We start from the raw sequence: 15,635 nt of genomic DNA on the forward strand, positions 1-15,635 counted from the left end.
TTGCGGATTTGAACCGGCTGGTCATCAGAACGGCTAACGTGAACGACTGGAGTACGTCATAATGAGCACCATCGAAGAGCGCGTGAAGAAGGTTGTGGCCGAGCGCCTGAACGTCAAGGAAGAGGACATCCAGAGCTCTTCTTCCTTCACCGAGGATCTCGGCGCCGATTCCCTGGATACCGTCGAGCTGGTGATGGCGCTCGAAGAGGAATTCGACACCGAGATTCCCGACGAGGAAGCCGAGAAGATCACCACCGTTCAGGAAGCCATCGACTACGTTAACGCCCACCAGTAAGGGCGCGGTCGACCCCGCTTGCTGAAAGGTCCGGGTATTGCCCGGAGAGAGCCGTCCTGCCATGCAGGGCGGCTCTTATGCTATGGGGCCATGACACCGATGCTGGCGTTGCTCGCGCCATATCTCGATATTCTTCGTTTTCCGTGGGTTGCCGCATGGCGTACAGCGCGCGATGAGTCGGGTATAATGCCCGGCAATGAACGCCCCTGGATGGGCTGCACTATCTTGAGATGTCTGGAGGAAAGCTGATGGCTCGCAGAAGGGTTGTGGTGACCGGGCTGGGCTTGGTCACGCCGGTGGGAAACACCGTCGATGAGAGCTGGCGGAACATCGTCGCCGGCAAGAGCGGTATTGCCCCGATCGAGCACTTCGATGCCAGCGGCTTCAATACGCGCTTCGGCGGCTCGGTGAAGGATTTCGATATCAGTCCCTATCTCAATCCCAAGGATGCCAGGAAGATGGACCTGTTCATCCAGTACGGGGTGGCGGCTGGCGGCCAGGCGATCGAGGATGCCGGGATCGAGTGCACCGACGACAATGCTCATCGGATCGGGGTCGCCATCGGGTCGGGCATCGGCGGCCTGCCGATGATCGAGCACAACCACAACGCCCTGCAGAAGGGCGGTGCGCGGCGCATTTCCCCGTTCTTCGTACCGGGCTCGATCATCAACATGATCTCCGGCAACCTGGCCATCCAGCATGGCTTCCGTGGTCCCAACATCGCCATCACCACCGCCTGTACGACCGGTACCCACAACATCGGCTACAGCGCCCGGACCATCGCCTATGGCGATGCCGACGTGATGGTCTGCGGTGGCGCCGAAATGGCGACCACGCCCCTGGGGCTGGGCGGCTTCTCGGCGGCGAGGGCGCTGTCCACCCGCAATGACGATCCCGAAGCGGCGAGCCGGCCCTGGGACCGCGACCGGGATGGCTTCGTGCTGTCCGACGGCGCCGGCGTCATGGTGCTGGAAGAGTACGAGCATGCCGTCGCCCGAGGCGCGACCATCTATGCCGAGCTGAGTGGCTTCGGCATGAGCGACGATGCCCACCACATGACCGCGCCCCCCGAAGATGGCAGCGGTGCGGCGATGTCGATGAGCAACGCCATTCACGACGCCGGCATCGAGCCGTCGGCCGTCGACTATATCAATGCCCATGGTACTTCGACCCAGGCCGGCGACCTCGCCGAGAGTCGTGCAGTGGAGAAGGTGCTGGGGGCGGCTTCCCGGGACGTGGCCGTCAGTTCCACCAAGTCGATGATCGGCCACCTGCTCGGTGCCGCCGGTGCCGTCGAGGCGGTGTTCAGCGTGCTGGCGATTCGCGACCAGGTGGCACCGCCGACCATCAACCTGGACAACCTCCAGGATGGCTGCACGCTGGATTACGTGCCGCACAGCGCTCGCGAGATGAAGATCGACGTGAGCCTGTCGAACTCCTTCGGCTTCGGCGGCACCAACGGCACTCTGCTTTTCTCGAAGGTGTGAGTCTGTCGCCGGAGGACATCGGAAACGGAGAAGGCGTGCCCTTCGACGACCGTGGCCTGGCTTACGGCGATGGTCTGTTCGAGACCGTCCTGGTCCGGGATGGCGTCGCGACGCTGTGGGAACTGCACATGGCGCGTCTCGCGCGGGGCTGTGAGCGACTGGGCATCCCCATGCCGTCGCGCTCGACCCTAGATGCCCTGCCGGCTCGCGCGGGCGAGGGACTCCGGGTGCTCAAGCTGGTCCTGACTCGCGGCAGCGGTGGGCGGGGTTACCTGCGCCCCGATACACCCTCGCCGCGTCTGCGTTGGCGCGTTACTCCTTTCTCGCCATCCTCCGAGCGTTGGTGGCGAGGGGTCCGCGTGCGTCATTGTCGGTTGGCACTGGGAATTCAACCGCAGCTGGCTGGTCTCAAGCATCTCAACCGTCTGGAAAATGTCATGGCCCGTGCCGAGTGGCAGGACCCGGATATCGCCGAAGGCCTGCTGTGTGACAGCGAGGGGCATCTGGTCGAGGCGACCTGCATGAACCTCTTCTGGCGGCGGGAAGGGCGCCTGGAAACGCCGGGGCTGTCGCGCTGTGGCGTGGCAGGTACCTTGCGAGATGGCCTGTGTCGGCGTCTCGGCATCCAGGAGGTGGATGCCGCCCCCGGGGTTCTGGAGGGTGCCGAGGCCGTCTGGCTCGGCAATGCCGTGCAAGGCCTCTGGCCGGTGCGGCGTCTCGATGACGAACGGGGACAGCCGCTGGCGTGCTGGAGAGTCGGCAGGGCGCATCGCGAGTTGCAGGCGGAGGCCCATGCGCTCCTGGGCTACCCGCGCCACGAGGGTGAGTCGGGCGAGCGAGACGAGGAAGAAGCATGAAGCGTGCGCTGAAGTTCCTGCCGTTACTGGTGATCCTGATCGCCCTGGTCGCCGGTGGTGGATATCGTTACTGGGAAACGCGTCTCGAGGCGCCGCTGCCGATCGACGAACCGCTCATCTACGAGGTGCCGGAAGGGGCGGGCTATCATCGGGTCATCGCCGAGCTCGAAGAGCAGGACATGCTCGAGGATGGCTGGGCCTTCCGGTTGCTGACGCGTCTCGAGCCCGATGCCGTGCCGGGGCTCAGGCCGGGCGAGTACCGGCTCGAGCCAGGCATGGACGGGCGAGCGTTGCTCGAGCGCCTGCGTCGCCACGAGATGGTCAGTTACGGTCTGACCGTCCCCGAGGGCTGGACCTTCGGGCAGATGCGCGATGCCCTGAATGCGGCCGACAAGCTCGAGCACGAGACACGAGCGTTGAGCGATGCCGAGATCATGGCGCGGCTGGGACGCGAAGGCGAACACCCCGAGGGGCGCTTCTTCCCGGATACCTATCGGTACCGCAAGGGGGTCAGCGACCTGGAGATCCTGCGTCAGGCCATGACCCGCATGGACGAGGAGCTCGAGACGGCCTGGGCCGAGCGAGCCGAGGACCTGCCGCTTGAGTCGCCCTATGAGGCCTTGATCATGGCCTCGCTGGTAGAGCGCGAAACCGGGGCTCCGGAGGAGCGGGAGCGCATCGCCGGGGTATTCGTCCGTCGCCTGGAGCGGGGCATGCGTCTGCAGACCGACCCCACCGTGATCTATGGCATGGGGGATCGTTACGAGGGCAACATCACTCGTGCCGACCTGCGCGAGGCCACGCCCTACAACACCTATGTGATCGAGGGCCTGCCGCCGACGCCGATCGCCCTGCCGGGACGCGCCGCCCTGGAGGCGGCCGTGCAGCCTGCCGAGGGCGAAGCGCTGTATTTCGTTTCCCGCGGCGATGGCACGCATCATTTCTCGCGCACCCTGCGCGAGCACAACAACGCCGTCAATCGCTACATTCGCAACCGCTGAGAGGGTGTTTACAAAAGTCACGAGCGACGGCCAGGCCAGGCGAAATCAGCCGAGACAGCGGAGTTTACGAGTTGGTAAATGAGCATTTTGAGGCTGATTTCAACGCCGCATGGGCGAGCGCAGTAGTTTGTAAACACCCTCTGAGTGCCAGGAGGCGCTACCATGCAACACCGAGGACGCTTCATCACCCTGGAAGGCGGCGAAGGCGTGGGCAAGTCCACCAACCTCGCGCTGGTGGTCGATCATCTCGAGGCGCATGGCATTGAGGTGGTACGCACCCGAGAGCCGGGGGGAACCCCGAGGGCCGAGGCCATTCGAGGCCTGCTGCTCGACCCCGCCGGCAACGAACCGCTCGACGATGACGCCGAGCTGCTGCTGGTGTTCGCCGCCAGGGCCCAGCATCTGGCCCGAGTGGTGCGACCGGCACTCGAACGGGGCGCCTGGGTGGTCTGTGATCGCTTCACGGATGCGACCTTCGCCTATCAGGGCGGTGGGCGTGGCATTGACGCCTCTCGCATCGCCGAGCTGGAGGTCTTCGTCCAACGTGGTCTGACGCCCGACCTGACGCTGTTGCTGGATATGCCCATGGCAGCGGCCCAGCGTCGCCTGGAAGGGCGCCTGGATCGCGATGGAGGCGAGCGAGACCGCTTCGAGCGCGAGCGCGTCGAGTTCTTCGAGGCCGTCCGCCGCGCCTATCTGGCACGAGCGGAGTCGGCACCGGAACGCGTATGCGTGGTGAATGCCGATCAGCCACTGGACGCGGTACAGGACGAGCTGAGAGCCCTGCTCGATGACCGCCTGGAGGCGTGGGCATGACGGATATCGTGCGTCCCTATCCCTGGCTGGCGGAGCGCTGGAAGGAGATCACGCGCCTCGCCGATGCCGGTCGCCTGCCGCACGCCCTGTTGTTTGCCGGGCCGCGGGGTATCGGCAAGCAGTCGCTGGCCGAGGCGTTGATCGCCCGAACCCTGTGCGCCGCGCCCGGCGAATTCGCCTGTGGCCATTGCCACGCCTGCCGGATGCTGGCGTCCGGTTACCATCCGGACCTGATGCGAGTGTCACCCGAGGAGGGCAAGCGTCAGATTCGCATCGGCCCGGTACGCGACATCAATACCTTCGTCGCCCAGACCGCCCAGCAGGGCGGCTATCGGGTGATCGTCATCACGCCGGCGGAAGCCATGAACGTGGCGGCCTCCAACGCCCTGCTCAAGAGCCTGGAGGAACCCGGCGGCAAGACATTGTTCGTGCTGTTGTCGGACATTCCCTCGCATCTGCTGCCGACCATTCGCTCACGCTGTCAGCAATGGAGCCTGGCGCAGGCCGACGAGACGGAAAGCCTGGCCTGGTTGGGCGAACGGCTCGGCGGCGAGGACGATGCGCGTTTCTGGTGGCGTGCCTCGGGCGGGCTGCCGTTGAGGGCCCTGGAGCTGGCCGATCCGGAATCCCGGGCCCTGCGACAACAGCTCCACGAAACCTTCGATGCCCTGGTGCGCGGCGCCGAGCCGGTCGCCGAGGCCGCGCGGCTGGACCGGCAGTCGGTCGACGCCATCCTGTGGTACGGTATCGCCTGGCTCGAGGACCTGATTCGCCTCGGGTTGTCCGGTGTCGCCGCCGAGCTGCGCAATCCCGACCTGCTGCCGTTGTACCGCCAGGCGGTCAAGAATGCCCGGGTCCGGGACTGGTTCCGGCTGTTGGACTATGCTCGCGAACAACGACGCCTGCTGGCCGAGGGAAACAATCCCAATCCCCAACTGGTGCTCGAAGCCTGGCTGGTGCGCTGGGCGGCGTTGCTCAGGTCTTGATCGACGCCATGGCACCGGACGGTGCTCCTTTCATTTTCAAACCGGTGAAGCTAGCGCATGTTTGTCGATTCCCACTGTCATCTCGACCGCCTCGATCCCCGCACCCATGACGGTGATGTCGGGGCGGCCCTGAACGCGGCCCGTGCCCGTGACGTGCGCCAGTTCCTGGCCATCGCGACCACGCTCGACGGGGTGCCCGGTCTCGCCGCGCTCGCTCGCGAGCACGATGATGTGGTGATTTCCGCCGGTGTTCACCCCCTGCACGAGGTGCCCGAGGAGCCGAGCGTCGAGGCGATCATGGAATCTGCCGACGGCCATGGCGCCGTGGCCATCGGCGAGACCGGGCTCGACTACCATTACGACGGCGTGCCGCGCGACGTGCAGTACGAGCGCTTTCGTCGTCACCTGATCGCGGCCACCCAACTGGGCCTGCCGGTGATCATTCATACCCGCGAGGCCCGGGAAGACACTCTGGCGCTGATACGCGAGCATGTCGACCCGGCCGTCGGCGGCGTGCTGCACTGCTTCACCGAGGACCTGGACATGGCCCGCGAGGCCGTCGGCCAGGGGTTTCATATCTCGTTGTCGGGCATCGTCACCTTTCGCAATGCCGCCTCGGTCCGCGAGCTGGCGCGACGCCTGCCCCTCGACCGCCTGCTGATCGAGACCGACAGCCCCTACCTGGCGCCGGTGCCTCATCGCGGCAAGCCCAACGAACCGGCCTGGGTGGTGGAAGTGGCCGAGTGCATCGCTGCCGAACGCGGCATCAGCGTCGAGGAGGTCGCCATGCAGACCGCCGCCAATTTCTATCGACTGTTCAAGGCGGCCGCGCCCGAGGCCTCGAACGAGGTGCGTCAGTCACTGGCCAGGGCCGGCCTGGTCTGACCCGCGCTCGTCTGCCTTGCAGACAGGCCGGGACTCGCGTGCCTTGTCCGCCCATCGCCGTCCTCAGGAGTGCACATGCATCTGGATTCCCTCATGGCCGATATCGATGTCTCGGGCGGGATTCCGCCGGTGGATCGCTGGACGCCCGAACATGCCGGCGAGATGGACCTGCTGATCGCCGCCGATGGGCGCTGGATCCACGAGGGCGGCATCATCGCTCGGCCGCGCCTGGTGCGTCTGCTCTCCACCATCCTGCGGCGTGAGGACGATGGTTCGCATTGGCTGGTGACGCCCATCGAGAAGCAGCGCATTCGCGTCGAGGATCTGGCCTTCATCGCCGTCGATGCCGAGCGCGACGACCAGGGCGACTGGCATGTCGTCACCAATCTGGGCGATCGGGTGCGGCTCGACGACACTCACCGCTTGAGCATCACCGCCACGCCACGTGGCGAGTGGGTCCCGGAAGTGCCGGTGCGCTTCGGGCTCGCCGCGCGGCTCGGGCGTAATCTCTTCTATCGGTTGATCGAGCAGGCCGAGGAGCGTGCCGACGAGCAGGGGACGCCCTGGCTGGGGCTGACCAGTGGCGGCGCCTGGCACCCCCTGGGGCGGTTGGACGGCGAGGCGCCATGAAGCTGACGTCGGAACAGCGCGCCGTCGTGGCGCATGACCAGGGGCATGCCCGGGTCGCGGCGGTCGCCGGTGCCGGCAAGACCACCACCATGGTCGCGCGGGTACTGACGTTGCTCGAGCGCGGTGTCGCCCCGTCGCGCCTGCTGGTCTTGATGTTCAACCGTTCCGCCCGCGAGGACTTTCAGGTGCGCCTGGCGGCCATGGCGCCGGCAGGGCAGCGGCTACCCGACGTGCGGACCTTCCATTCCCTGGGGCATCGTCTCAGCCAGAGCTTGACCCGCTGGGGCGTGCTGGCGTCGCGTCAGCTGCTGACCGCCGACTGGCAACTGGAGCGCCTGCTGCGCCAGGCCTCGCTGAATGCCCTGGAAGGCGCGCCAGAGGCGCGCGAGACCGCCCTGGACGCCGACAAGCTGGAAGCCCTGGCGCACTTCTGCGGATTGGTGAAGGCGGAAATGGCCGAGCCCGCCGAGCTCTATGCGCGGCTCGATTTCGGCGATGGCACCGAGCATTTCGTGGGCGCCTTCGAGCAGGCCGAGACCCTGCTCGCCGATCACGGTCTGATGACCTATGCCGATCTGATCTATCGCCCGCTGCGGGCCCTGGAGGCAGACGCCGACCTGCGCGCCCGGGTGCAGGGCTTTCTCGATCACGTCATCATCGACGAATATCAGGACATCAATGTCGCCCAGCAACGCCTGCTGGCCGTGCTGGCGGGGCGCGAGGCGGCGGTGATGGCGGTGGGCGACGCCAACCAGTGCATCTACGAATGGCGCGGTGCCCATCCCGATACCATGCTCGAGAACTTCACCGCGACCTTCGGCGACGCCCATGACTACCCCTTGTCGACGACCTTTCGGCATGGCCATGCCCTGGCCCTGGTGGCCAACCATGCCATCGATGCCAACCGGCGTCGTCCCGACCAGATTTGCCTGGCCGCCCCCGACAACCCGGCGACCACGCTGTCGGTGAACCAGGGCAGTCAGGCATTGCTCGACGAACTCGCCGACTGGCAGCGCCAGGGCAGGGGGCTTGCGGAGGCCAGTCTGCTGGTACGCAGCTGGGCCTTGTCGGTGCCCCTGCAACTGGCGCTGCTGCGTGCCGGCATACCCTTCCGGCTGGCCCGGGAGGATCGCTTCGTCTTTCGCCTGCCGCTGGTCGAGGCGCTGGCGGGGTATCTGATGCTGGCCCGGGATGCTTCCTTGTTGCAGGACCCCGGCCACCTATTGACGTTGCTGTCCCAGCCGACGCCCTTTGTTCCCCGGGAGCGCCTGTCGGCACTGGCGGCTCGCCTGGCCGAGACCCAGCGCTGGCCCGAACGCCACGACCCCCTGCTGGACGGCATCAAGCCCCACCAGCGGCGTACCCTCAAGCGCCGCTGGGCGCTGCTGTGCGAGTTGCCCGGGCGTTCGGCGTGGTCGCCGGCTCGCCTGCTTGAGCACGTGATCGAGGCGGTGGAGGCCGAGAAGGTGCTCAAGCGTGCCGCCGCGCGGCGTGACAAGGGCGAAGAGGACGTGCGCCTGCTGGATGTCCTCATCGAACAGGCCAACGAGGTCAGTGACCTGGCGGCCTTCACCGACCTGTTGCGACGGCCGGTGGAGAATCGAGACGATGGTGTCCTGATCAACACGGTGCATGGCGCCAAGGGACTGGAGTGGCCGCTGGTGGTGCTGGCCGGTGCCAACGAGGAAGATTTTCCGCACTATACCCGGGACAACCCGCTGAGTCCCCAGAGGCTCGAGGAAGAACGACGGCTGTTCTACGTGGCGATCACCCGGGCCCGGGAACGCCTGGTGATGCTGCACGATGGCGGCGATCACCGGCCAAGTCGCTTCCTCGCCGAAACCGCCTGGCAGGATGGCCAGCATGTAGCGCAGCGCCTGGCGGCCTCCGAAGAGACGACGTCCGTCGCGGTGACCCGGCCCGACCTGGTGCGCCGCTACCTGTCGGCCCTGTCGCCGGATTCCCTGATCGACCTGCCGATCGAGGCCGCCACTACACCGGGCATCGCCGAGCGCGGTGCCGACTACCGGGTCGGCCAGCGGCTGAACCACGCGGTATTCGGCCAGGGGGAAATCAGTGTGGTGGAGGGCGACCCGGCCAACCCGGTGATCGAGGTACGCTTCCTCCAGGCCGGGCGGCGGCGCCTGATCGCCAGTCGAGCCCCCATCGAACTGCTGGAAGGAGAACACGCATGAGCGATGTCCTGATCGGTGCCGATGCGCTGCGCCACTGGCTTCAGGGGCCGCAGGCCCCCGTGGTGCTGGACTGTCGGGCGCGACTCGGGGATCCCGAGGCCGGTGCCCGCCTGTGGCACCACGGTCATGTGCCCGCCAGCCGTCATCTCGACCTCGACCGTGACCTGGCGTCGCCGGCCGGGGTGCGGGGGCGGCACCCGCTGCCCGAACCCGGTACCTTCGCCGCGACGCTGCGACGGCTCGGGGTCGGGCCCGGCCGCGCGGTGGTGGTGTACGACGACATGGGTGGGCAGCTCGCCGCGGCGCGCGCCTGGTGGATGCTGGCCCAATGGGCAGGACACCCGCAGGTACGAGTGCTCGACGGCGGGCTGCCGGCCTGGCGAGAGGCGGGCGGTTCGCTGGTCGAGGGCGAGGAAGCGGGCATCGAGCCGAGCGACTGGGCGCCCACCTTCGATGATGGCACCTGGGTCGAGGCCGACGAGGTCTTCTCCAGCCGGGCGATGAAGCTCGATGCACGTTCCCGGGCGCGCTTTCGCGGCGAGAGCGAGCCGGTGGATGCGCTGGCCGGGCATATTCCCGGGGCGCGCTGCCGGCCCAGCGCGGACAACCTGGACGAGAGGGGGCGCTTCAAGTCATCGGCGGCGTTGCGCGAGGCACTGCCGGAGGCGAGCGAGGTCATCAGCTACTGTGGCTCCGGCGTCACCGCCTGCCACAATATCCTGGCCTGCGCCGTGGCGGGCCTGCCGCTACCCAGGCTCTATGTCGGCTCCTGGAGCGAGTGGATTCGGGATCCGGCGAGGTCCATCGCCACTGGTGACTAGGCGGAGTCGAGCAAGGAAAGCTGCCTCACGGCATCCTGCCCCTCGGGGCTATGATCGTCGGCTTCCAGAACCTTGTGGAAGCCTCGCGAGGTCTGGATGGTGGCCTCGTCGTCGAGCCACATCATCGCCTGGGCGTGGTCGTCGGCGAGCTGATGCTTCAGGCCGCCGAACTGGGTGCCGATCTGCCCCCAGGCGCGGCTGAATATCCAGTCGCCGAACATGTCCTGATGGACATGTATCAGCACATAGTCATGGTCGGTTTCCCAGCGGACGATCACGATGGCTCCGGTGTTGGTGGTGTGGCGGCGGCGCTGGCGGCACCGCTCATGTAACATGAACGCTATTGTAAGGCCTTGTGTCCGGGGCTCAAAGCCGACGGGTCGGGGCGGGAGGATACCACCATGCGGATCATCGTCGATGCCAATGTTCCCGAAGCCCGGCGCTGTTTCGGTGCCCTGGGCCAGGTGGTCAGCGTGCCCGGACGCGAGATCGATGCCGCGACGGTACGCGATGCCGATGCCCTGGTGGTGCGCTCGGTCACCCGGGTCGACGAGGACCTGGTGGCCGATTCGCGATTGCGCTTCGTCGGGACCTGTACCATCGGCACCGATCATGTCGATACCCGGGCACTGTCCGAACGCGGGATCGGCTTCGCCAGCGCGCCCGGATGCAACGCCGAGGCGGTGGTCGATTACGTGCTGGCGAGTCTGTCGACCCTGGCCGAGAGGGGCGGTTTCCGGCTCACCGAGCGTCGCATCGGCATCATCGGTGTCGGCAATGTCGGGGGGCGGTTGCTGGCGCGACTCCAGGCGCTGGGCATCGATTGCCTGGCCTGTGATCCACCACGCGCCGAGGCGGATGGTGACACGGGGTTCGTCGACCTGGACACCCTGATCGACCGCTGTGACGTGCTCTGCCTGCATACGCCGCTGGTGTCGGACGGTCCGCATGCGACGCATCATTTGCTCGATGCCCGCCGTATCGCCGAGCTGGCGCCCGATACGATAGTGCTCAACGCCGGCCGGGGCGACTGCGTGGATGGCCAGGCCCTGAGAACGCGACTGTCGGGGCGGGGCGATATTGCGGCGGTACTGGATGTCTGGGAAAACGAGCCCGGCATCGATGCGGCCCTGCGTGACCTGGCCACACTCGCTACGCCGCATGTCGCCGGCTACAGCCTGGATGGCAAGCTGCGTGGCACGCACCGGATCTATCGTGCCCTGGCGCGCCATGTCGGGCTGCCCGCCCGCTTGGGCGAGGACGCGCTGATGCCGACGCCTCCCGTGTCGCGCCTCGTGCTGGATGCCGGGCTCGAGGTCGAGGAGGCGCTGCGGCTGTGCATGCGCGCCGTCTATGATCCGCGTCGCGACCATGACGCCCTCCGGCATCGGGTACGCAACGCGGGAATGGCGGAGGGTTTCGATGCCTGCCGAGCGAACTACCCGCTGCGTCGGGAATTCTCGACTCTCGAGGTGGGGCTCGAAGACGCCGCCGCCGACCTGGCCGGGCCGCTGGCGGCGGCGGGGTTCCAAATCACGAGCCACGAGCAACGAGATTCGAGCGGTGAGTGCAACGCTTGAGCGTGTCGCCTCCGCGTTTCGTATCTCGCCGCTCGTGGCTCGCCGCTGTTACTGCCGCCGGGTTCCTTTACTGCCGATAGGCGGCTTCCTTCAGGGCGCGGATGCGCTCGTCCAGCGGCGGGTGGCTGGCGAAGAGTTTCTCCATCAGGCGGCGTGACTGGCCGGTGGTGATGGCGAAGGCCGTCATGGTGTCCGGCATCTGATCGGGCATCTGGGTCTCGGCCTTGAGCCGCGCCAGGGCATTGATCATGGCGCCGCTGCCGGCCAGGCTGGCGCCGGCGGCGTCGGCGCGGTACTCGCGGAAGCGCGAGAACCAGGCGACGATGGCCGAGGCGATCAGGCCGAAGACGATCTCGGCGACGATGACCACCGCGAAGTAGCCGAAGAAGCCGAGCCCTCCGTTGTCATCCTTGCGCAGGAAGCTGTCGACCAGCTGGGCGACGACGCGCGCGAAGAACATCACGAAGGTATTGAGCACGCCCTGGATCAGCGCCAGGGTGACCATGTCGCCGTTGGCCACGTGGCCGATCTCGTGGGCCAGAACGGCGCGGATCTCTTCGGGCTTCATGCGGTTGAGCAAACCGGCGGAGACCGCCACCAGGGCATCGTCCTTCTTCCAGCCGGTCGCGAAGGCGTTGGACTGCTGGGCCGGGAAGATACCGACCTCGGGCGTCTTGATGCCGGCGTCGCGTGCCAGTTCCGCCACGGTGTCGACCAGCCACTTCTCGGTGGCGTTGGAGGGCGACTCGATGACCACGGTGCCGGTGGAGCGCTTGGCCATCCACTTGGAGATGAACAGCGACACCAGCGAGCCCGCCATGCCGAAGATGAAGCAGAAGATCAGCAACCCGGTCATGTTCATGCCGTTTTCGGAGAGATAGGACTCCACTCCGAGCAGTCGCAGGGTGATGCTGGCGACCAGGATGACGGCCAGGTTGGTGCCCAGAAAGAGCAGGATTCTCATCATTGCCGGATATCTCCCGTCGAGAGTGTCGCGCCCGTTCGGGGATCGGGCGGGCGCGGCGATGGAAAGCCTTGCATTAGATACGGGCTTTCGCCGCGGGTTTCAAGCGTGGCGAAAGCCTGTGTTCATCTATTGGCGATACCGTGACAAGAAGCGCGCAAAGCGCTCCAGGGCATCGTCGAGCTGGTCGACCCAGGGGAGGGTGACGATGCGTACGTGATCCGGTTCCGGCCAGTTGAAGGCGCTGCCCTGGACCAGCAGGATCTTCTCCTGGAGCAGCAGGTCGAGCACCATTTGCTGGTCGTCCTGAATGTTGAAGACCTTGGGATCCAGGCGCGGGAAGGCGTAGAGCGCCCCCTTGGGCTTGGTGCAGCTGACCCCGGGAATGGCATTGAGCTTTTCGTGGGTGATGTCGCGCTGGGCGAGCAGCCGGCCGCCGGGCAGGATCAGGTCGTTGATCGACTGATAGCCGCCCAGTGCGGTCTGGATGGCGTGCTGGGCCGGCACGTTGGCGCACAGACGCATGGAGGCGAGCATGGTCAGCCCCTGGATGAAGTCGCTGGCGCGCTTCTTGGCCAGGGTCCCCGAGAGCGTCATCCAGCCACTGCGGAAGCCGGCACACCGATAGCTCTTGGAGAGCCCGTTCATGGTCACCACCAGCTGGTCCTCGGAGGCCAGGGAGCCGGTGGCGACATGTTCGACGCCGTCATAGAGGATCTTGTCGTAGATCTCGTCGGAGAACACCACCAGGTCGTGCTCTCGGGCGATGTCGAGCAGCTCGCTGACCACTTCCGGGGGATAGACGGCGCCGGTGGGGTTGTTGGGGTTGATGATGACGATGGCCCGGGTATGGCTGGTCACCTTGGCACGGATATCCGCCATGTCCGGTGCCCAGTCGGACTGCTCGTCGCACAGGTAGTGTACGGCACGGCCACCGGAGAGGTTGGCCGCCGCCGTCCACAACGGATAGTCGGGGGCCGGGATCAGCAGCTCGTCGCCATCGTTGAGCAGCGCCTGCAGGGCCATCACGATCAGCTCCGAGACGCCGTTGCCGATATAGATGTCCTCGATGCCGACGCCGGGGATTTCCTTGCGCTGGCACTCCTGCATGATCGCCTTGCGGGCCGAGTACAGCCCCTTGGAGTCGCAGTAGCCCTGGGCCGTGGGCAGGTTGCGCATCACGTCCTGGAGGATTTCTTCGGGGGCTTCGAAGCCGAACGGCGCGGGATTGCCGATATTCAGCTTGAGGATTCGCTGGCCTTCGTCCTCCAGGCGCTTGGCGTGTTCGAGCACCGGGCCGCGGATGTCGTAGCAGACGCTGTCGAGCTTGTGCGATTTGTCGAGTGGGGCAGTATCCATGTCGTGCTTCCAGGGGTGTCCAGGTATGGCCGGGATGATGAGGCGTTGCGTGTCGCCTAGTCGCCGGTCGAGTCCGTCGCGGCGTCTTCTTCTTGGTCTTCCTCGGGTGCCGGGATATCGGCAGGTGTCTCGAGGGTCAGGCGGCCCAGCTTGCCATCGCGAAGCTCGTGGAGCAGCACCTCGGCACCGCGATGCAGGTCCACCTCGCCGCCGGCGCGCAGGCCGCCGCGCTTGCCGGCGATGCGGGTCAGGATGGCGTGACCGTCGAAGCCGGCCTGTGCCAGCAGGTCGGGGCCGGGATCGCCGTCGGCCTCGATGCGCTCGGCCTCGGGATTCGACCGGTAGGGCGGCAGCTCCTTGAGCTTGTACCGGGCCGAGAGGGCCTCGGGATAGCGTCTGGCGAGCTCGGCGGCGGTCACCACCGCCACATCCACATAGTCGATGGCGGTGTCGCGGATGGCGCCGCTGGCGGCCAGGCGATAGGCGCAGGCCTGATCCTCGATCTTCGGCCACAGCACCCCGGGGGTGTCGATGAGCGCCACCTGGCCGGCGATGCGCACCTTCTGCTGGCGCTTGGTGACGGCCGGCTCGTTGCCGGTCTTGGCGATGGTCCGTCCGGCCAGGCCATTGATCAGCGTCGACTTGCCGACGTTGGGAATGCCCATGACCATGACTCGCACGTCGCGATCGGCGCGGACCTGGCCGGCCAGCTCATGGCACAGCCTGGGAACGCGCTTGAGCTCCCGAGCCTGGGTCGTGGTCACGGCCAGGGCGCGGACATCGGGCTGGGCGTCGAAGTGGTTCGTCCATTCGCGAGTCCGCTCGGGATCGGCGAGATCGGCCCGGGAGAGCACCTTGAGCACCGGCTTGTGACGGGTCAGCTCCGCCAGCATGGGGTTGGCGCTGGAGTAGGGCAGGCGGGCGTCGAGCACTTCAATCACGACATCGATTTCCGGCAGCGCCTCGAGGATCTGTCGGCGCGCCTTGTTCATGTGTCCCGGGTACCAGCCGAGCATCGACCCCTCCTGCTTGTCTTGTCGCGATGACGTTCAGTGATGAAATAAGAAAACGGCCGACCATCATAGCAGATGGCCGGCCGTTTCAGGGCGTGCGCCCTCATTCACCGGAGTGGAAGTCCAGGGCGACCGAGTTGATGCAGAAACGCTGTCCGGTGGTTTCCGGCGGGCCATCGGGGAAGACGTGGCCGAGGTGGGCATTGCAGCGTGCACAGGTCACTTCGATGCGTTGCATACCGTGGCTGCTGTCGGTCTGCTCTTCCACGCATGCCGAGGAGAGTGGTCGGTCGAAGCTGGGCCAGCCGCAGCCGGCCTCGAACTTGTGCTCGTTCTCGAATAGTGGCGCGTGACAACACACGCAGTGATAGATGCCGTGCTCCTCGGTGACCTGGTAGTCACCCGTGAAGGGACGCTCGGTACCCTTCTCGCGAGTGACGTGGTATTGCTCCGGCGTCAGCTCTTCGCGCCACTCGGCGTCGCTCTTCTCGATCTTCTTGCGCATGGGCGGTCTCCTCGTCGTGCCTGCACTTCATTGTGACATTCAAGTCGGTCGTTTTTTCCAGTCAGCATCGCCAACGTTGGGTTGATAATCAACGGGATGGGGTTCGGGGTTGACTCTTTTCAAGGCGCTGAGTAATATACGCGCCACCTCGACGAGGCGAGCGACGTCCCATTCGTCTAGTGGTCCAGGACACCGCCCTTTCACGGCGGTAACAGGGGTTCGAACCCCCTATGGGACGCCA

General features: G+C 66.4%; 16 protein-coding genes and 1 tRNA gene. 12 read left to right on the plus strand and 5 right to left on the minus strand.

Annotated elements, in window-relative coordinates; all coding sequences use genetic code 11:
- Nucleotides 1-61 precede the first annotated feature (61 nt).
- The 10 genes from acpP (at nt 62) to LU493_RS16735 (ending at nt 9,973) form a co-directional block, all read left to right on the plus strand.
- Entirely contained in the window at nt 62-295 is a 234-nt protein-coding gene (gene acpP, locus LU493_RS16690; protein ID WP_013331755.1) for an acyl carrier protein, read from the plus strand.
- A gap of 248 nt (nt 296-543) precedes the next feature.
- Nucleotides 544-1,782 carry a beta-ketoacyl-ACP synthase II gene (gene fabF / locus LU493_RS16695; RefSeq protein ID WP_275288936.1) on the plus strand — a complete coding sequence of 413 codons (1,239 nt, stop codon included), beginning with the start codon at nt 544-546 and terminating at the stop codon, nt 1,780-1,782.
- Between the two features lie 35 nt (nt 1,783-1,817).
- A complete protein-coding gene (gene pabC / locus LU493_RS16700; protein WP_275288937.1) occupies nt 1,818-2,639 on the plus strand; it encodes an aminodeoxychorismate lyase in 822 nt (273 codons plus the stop codon).
- The gene (gene mltG / locus LU493_RS16705; protein WP_275288938.1) at nt 2,636-3,640 is read left to right on the plus strand and encodes an endolytic transglycosylase MltG; all 1,005 of its coding nucleotides are present in this window, start codon (nt 2,636-2,638) and stop codon (nt 3,638-3,640) included. The genes pabC and mltG overlap by 4 nt, the downstream gene beginning before the upstream one ends.
- Nucleotides 3,641-3,802: 162 nt before the next feature.
- On the plus strand, nt 3,803-4,456 hold the full coding sequence (gene tmk, locus LU493_RS16710) for a dTMP kinase (protein ID WP_275288939.1): 654 nt from the start codon (nt 3,803-3,805) through the stop codon (nt 4,454-4,456).
- Entirely contained in the window at nt 4,453-5,442 is a 990-nt protein-coding gene (locus LU493_RS16715) for a DNA polymerase III subunit delta' (RefSeq protein ID WP_275288940.1), read from the plus strand. The genes tmk and LU493_RS16715 overlap by 4 nt, the downstream gene beginning before the upstream one ends.
- Before the next feature lie 57 nt (nt 5,443-5,499).
- The gene (locus LU493_RS16720) at nt 5,500-6,327 is read left to right on the plus strand and encodes a TatD family hydrolase (RefSeq protein ID WP_275288941.1); all 828 of its coding nucleotides are present in this window, start codon (nt 5,500-5,502) and stop codon (nt 6,325-6,327) included.
- A gap of 75 nt (nt 6,328-6,402) precedes the next feature.
- Entirely contained in the window at nt 6,403-6,957 is a 555-nt protein-coding gene (locus LU493_RS16725) for a DUF1285 domain-containing protein (RefSeq protein WP_275288942.1), read from the plus strand.
- A complete protein-coding gene (locus LU493_RS16730) occupies nt 6,954-9,152 on the plus strand; it encodes an ATP-dependent helicase (protein ID WP_275288943.1) in 2,199 nt (732 codons plus the stop codon). The genes LU493_RS16725 and LU493_RS16730 overlap by 4 nt, the downstream gene beginning before the upstream one ends.
- Nucleotides 9,149-9,973: a sulfurtransferase gene (locus tag LU493_RS16735; RefSeq protein ID WP_275288944.1), complete on the plus strand. Its 825-nt coding sequence runs from the start codon at nt 9,149-9,151 to the stop codon at nt 9,971-9,973. Before LU493_RS16730 ends, LU493_RS16735 begins: the two co-directional genes overlap by 4 nt.
- Here the strand turns inward: LU493_RS16735 and LU493_RS16740 are convergent.
- Nucleotides 9,970-10,251 carry a hypothetical protein gene (locus LU493_RS16740; RefSeq protein WP_013331766.1) on the minus strand — a complete coding sequence of 94 codons (282 nt, stop codon included), beginning with the start codon at nt 10,249-10,251 and terminating at the stop codon, nt 9,970-9,972. The two genes, LU493_RS16735 and LU493_RS16740, sit on opposite strands and share 4 nt — an antisense overlap.
- Nucleotides 10,252-10,374: 123 nt before the next feature.
- Here LU493_RS16740 and pdxB point away from each other — a divergent pair, with 123 nt between their 5' ends.
- Entirely contained in the window at nt 10,375-11,553 is a 1,179-nt protein-coding gene (gene pdxB, locus LU493_RS16745) for a 4-phosphoerythronate dehydrogenase PdxB (RefSeq protein WP_275288945.1), read from the plus strand.
- Nucleotides 11,554-11,620: 67 nt separating this feature from the next.
- Here pdxB and htpX read toward each other — a convergent pair whose 3' ends face one another.
- From htpX to msrB, 4 genes are all read right to left on the minus strand, one after another.
- Nucleotides 11,621-12,520 carry a protease HtpX gene (htpX, locus tag LU493_RS16750; RefSeq protein WP_275288946.1) on the minus strand — a complete coding sequence of 300 codons (900 nt, stop codon included), beginning with the start codon at nt 12,518-12,520 and terminating at the stop codon, nt 11,621-11,623.
- Nucleotides 12,521-12,646: 126 nt separating this feature from the next.
- Nucleotides 12,647-13,876 carry a pyridoxal phosphate-dependent aminotransferase gene (locus LU493_RS16755; protein ID WP_275288947.1) on the minus strand — a complete coding sequence of 410 codons (1,230 nt, stop codon included), beginning with the start codon at nt 13,874-13,876 and terminating at the stop codon, nt 12,647-12,649.
- Between the two features lie 56 nt (nt 13,877-13,932).
- Nucleotides 13,933-14,892 carry a ribosome biogenesis GTPase YlqF gene (ylqF, locus tag LU493_RS16760; protein ID WP_275288948.1) on the minus strand — a complete coding sequence of 320 codons (960 nt, stop codon included), beginning with the start codon at nt 14,890-14,892 and terminating at the stop codon, nt 13,933-13,935.
- A gap of 100 nt (nt 14,893-14,992) precedes the next feature.
- Nucleotides 14,993-15,394: a peptide-methionine (R)-S-oxide reductase MsrB gene (msrB, locus tag LU493_RS16765; protein WP_275288949.1), complete on the minus strand. Its 402-nt coding sequence runs from the start codon at nt 15,392-15,394 to the stop codon at nt 14,993-14,995.
- A gap of 165 nt (nt 15,395-15,559) precedes the next feature.
- On the opposite strand from msrB, the gene LU493_RS16770 reads away from it, so the two are divergent.
- Nucleotides 15,560-15,635, plus strand: a tRNA-Glu gene (locus LU493_RS16770).

It is taken from the genome of Halomonas elongata, assembly GCF_029081005.1.
Taxonomy (GTDB): Bacteria; Pseudomonadota; Gammaproteobacteria; order Pseudomonadales; family Halomonadaceae; genus Halomonas; species Halomonas elongata_B.

Coding starts and splice junctions, on each gene's coding strand:
- LU493_RS16725 (WP_275288942.1), top strand. CDS start 6,403: ATGCATCTGGATTCCCTCATGGCCGATATCGATGTCTCGGGCGGGATT.
- fabF (WP_275288936.1), top strand. CDS start 544: ATGGCTCGCAGAAGGGTTGTGGTGACCGGGCTGGGCTTGGTCACGCCG.
- LU493_RS16730 (WP_275288943.1), top strand. CDS start 6,954: ATGAAGCTGACGTCGGAACAGCGCGCCGTCGTGGCGCATGACCAGGGG.
- LU493_RS16720 (WP_275288941.1), top strand. CDS start 5,500: ATGTTTGTCGATTCCCACTGTCATCTCGACCGCCTCGATCCCCGCACC.
- LU493_RS16715 (WP_275288940.1), top strand. CDS start 4,453: ATGACGGATATCGTGCGTCCCTATCCCTGGCTGGCGGAGCGCTGGAAG.
- pdxB (WP_275288945.1), top strand. CDS start 10,375: ATGCGGATCATCGTCGATGCCAATGTTCCCGAAGCCCGGCGCTGTTTC.
- tmk (WP_275288939.1), top strand. CDS start 3,803: ATGCAACACCGAGGACGCTTCATCACCCTGGAAGGCGGCGAAGGCGTG.
- LU493_RS16735 (WP_275288944.1), top strand. CDS start 9,149: ATGAGCGATGTCCTGATCGGTGCCGATGCGCTGCGCCACTGGCTTCAG.
- htpX (WP_275288946.1), bottom strand. CDS start 12,520: ATGATGAGAATCCTGCTCTTTCTGGGCACCAACCTGGCCGTCATCCTG.
- msrB (WP_275288949.1), bottom strand. CDS start 15,394: ATGCGCAAGAAGATCGAGAAGAGCGACGCCGAGTGGCGCGAAGAGCTG.
- acpP (WP_013331755.1), top strand. CDS start 62: ATGAGCACCATCGAAGAGCGCGTGAAGAAGGTTGTGGCCGAGCGCCTG.
- LU493_RS16755 (WP_275288947.1), bottom strand. CDS start 13,876: ATGGATACTGCCCCACTCGACAAATCGCACAAGCTCGACAGCGTCTGC.
- mltG (WP_275288938.1), top strand. CDS start 2,636: ATGAAGCGTGCGCTGAAGTTCCTGCCGTTACTGGTGATCCTGATCGCC.
- ylqF (WP_275288948.1), bottom strand. CDS start 14,892: ATGCTCGGCTGGTACCCGGGACACATGAACAAGGCGCGCCGACAGATC.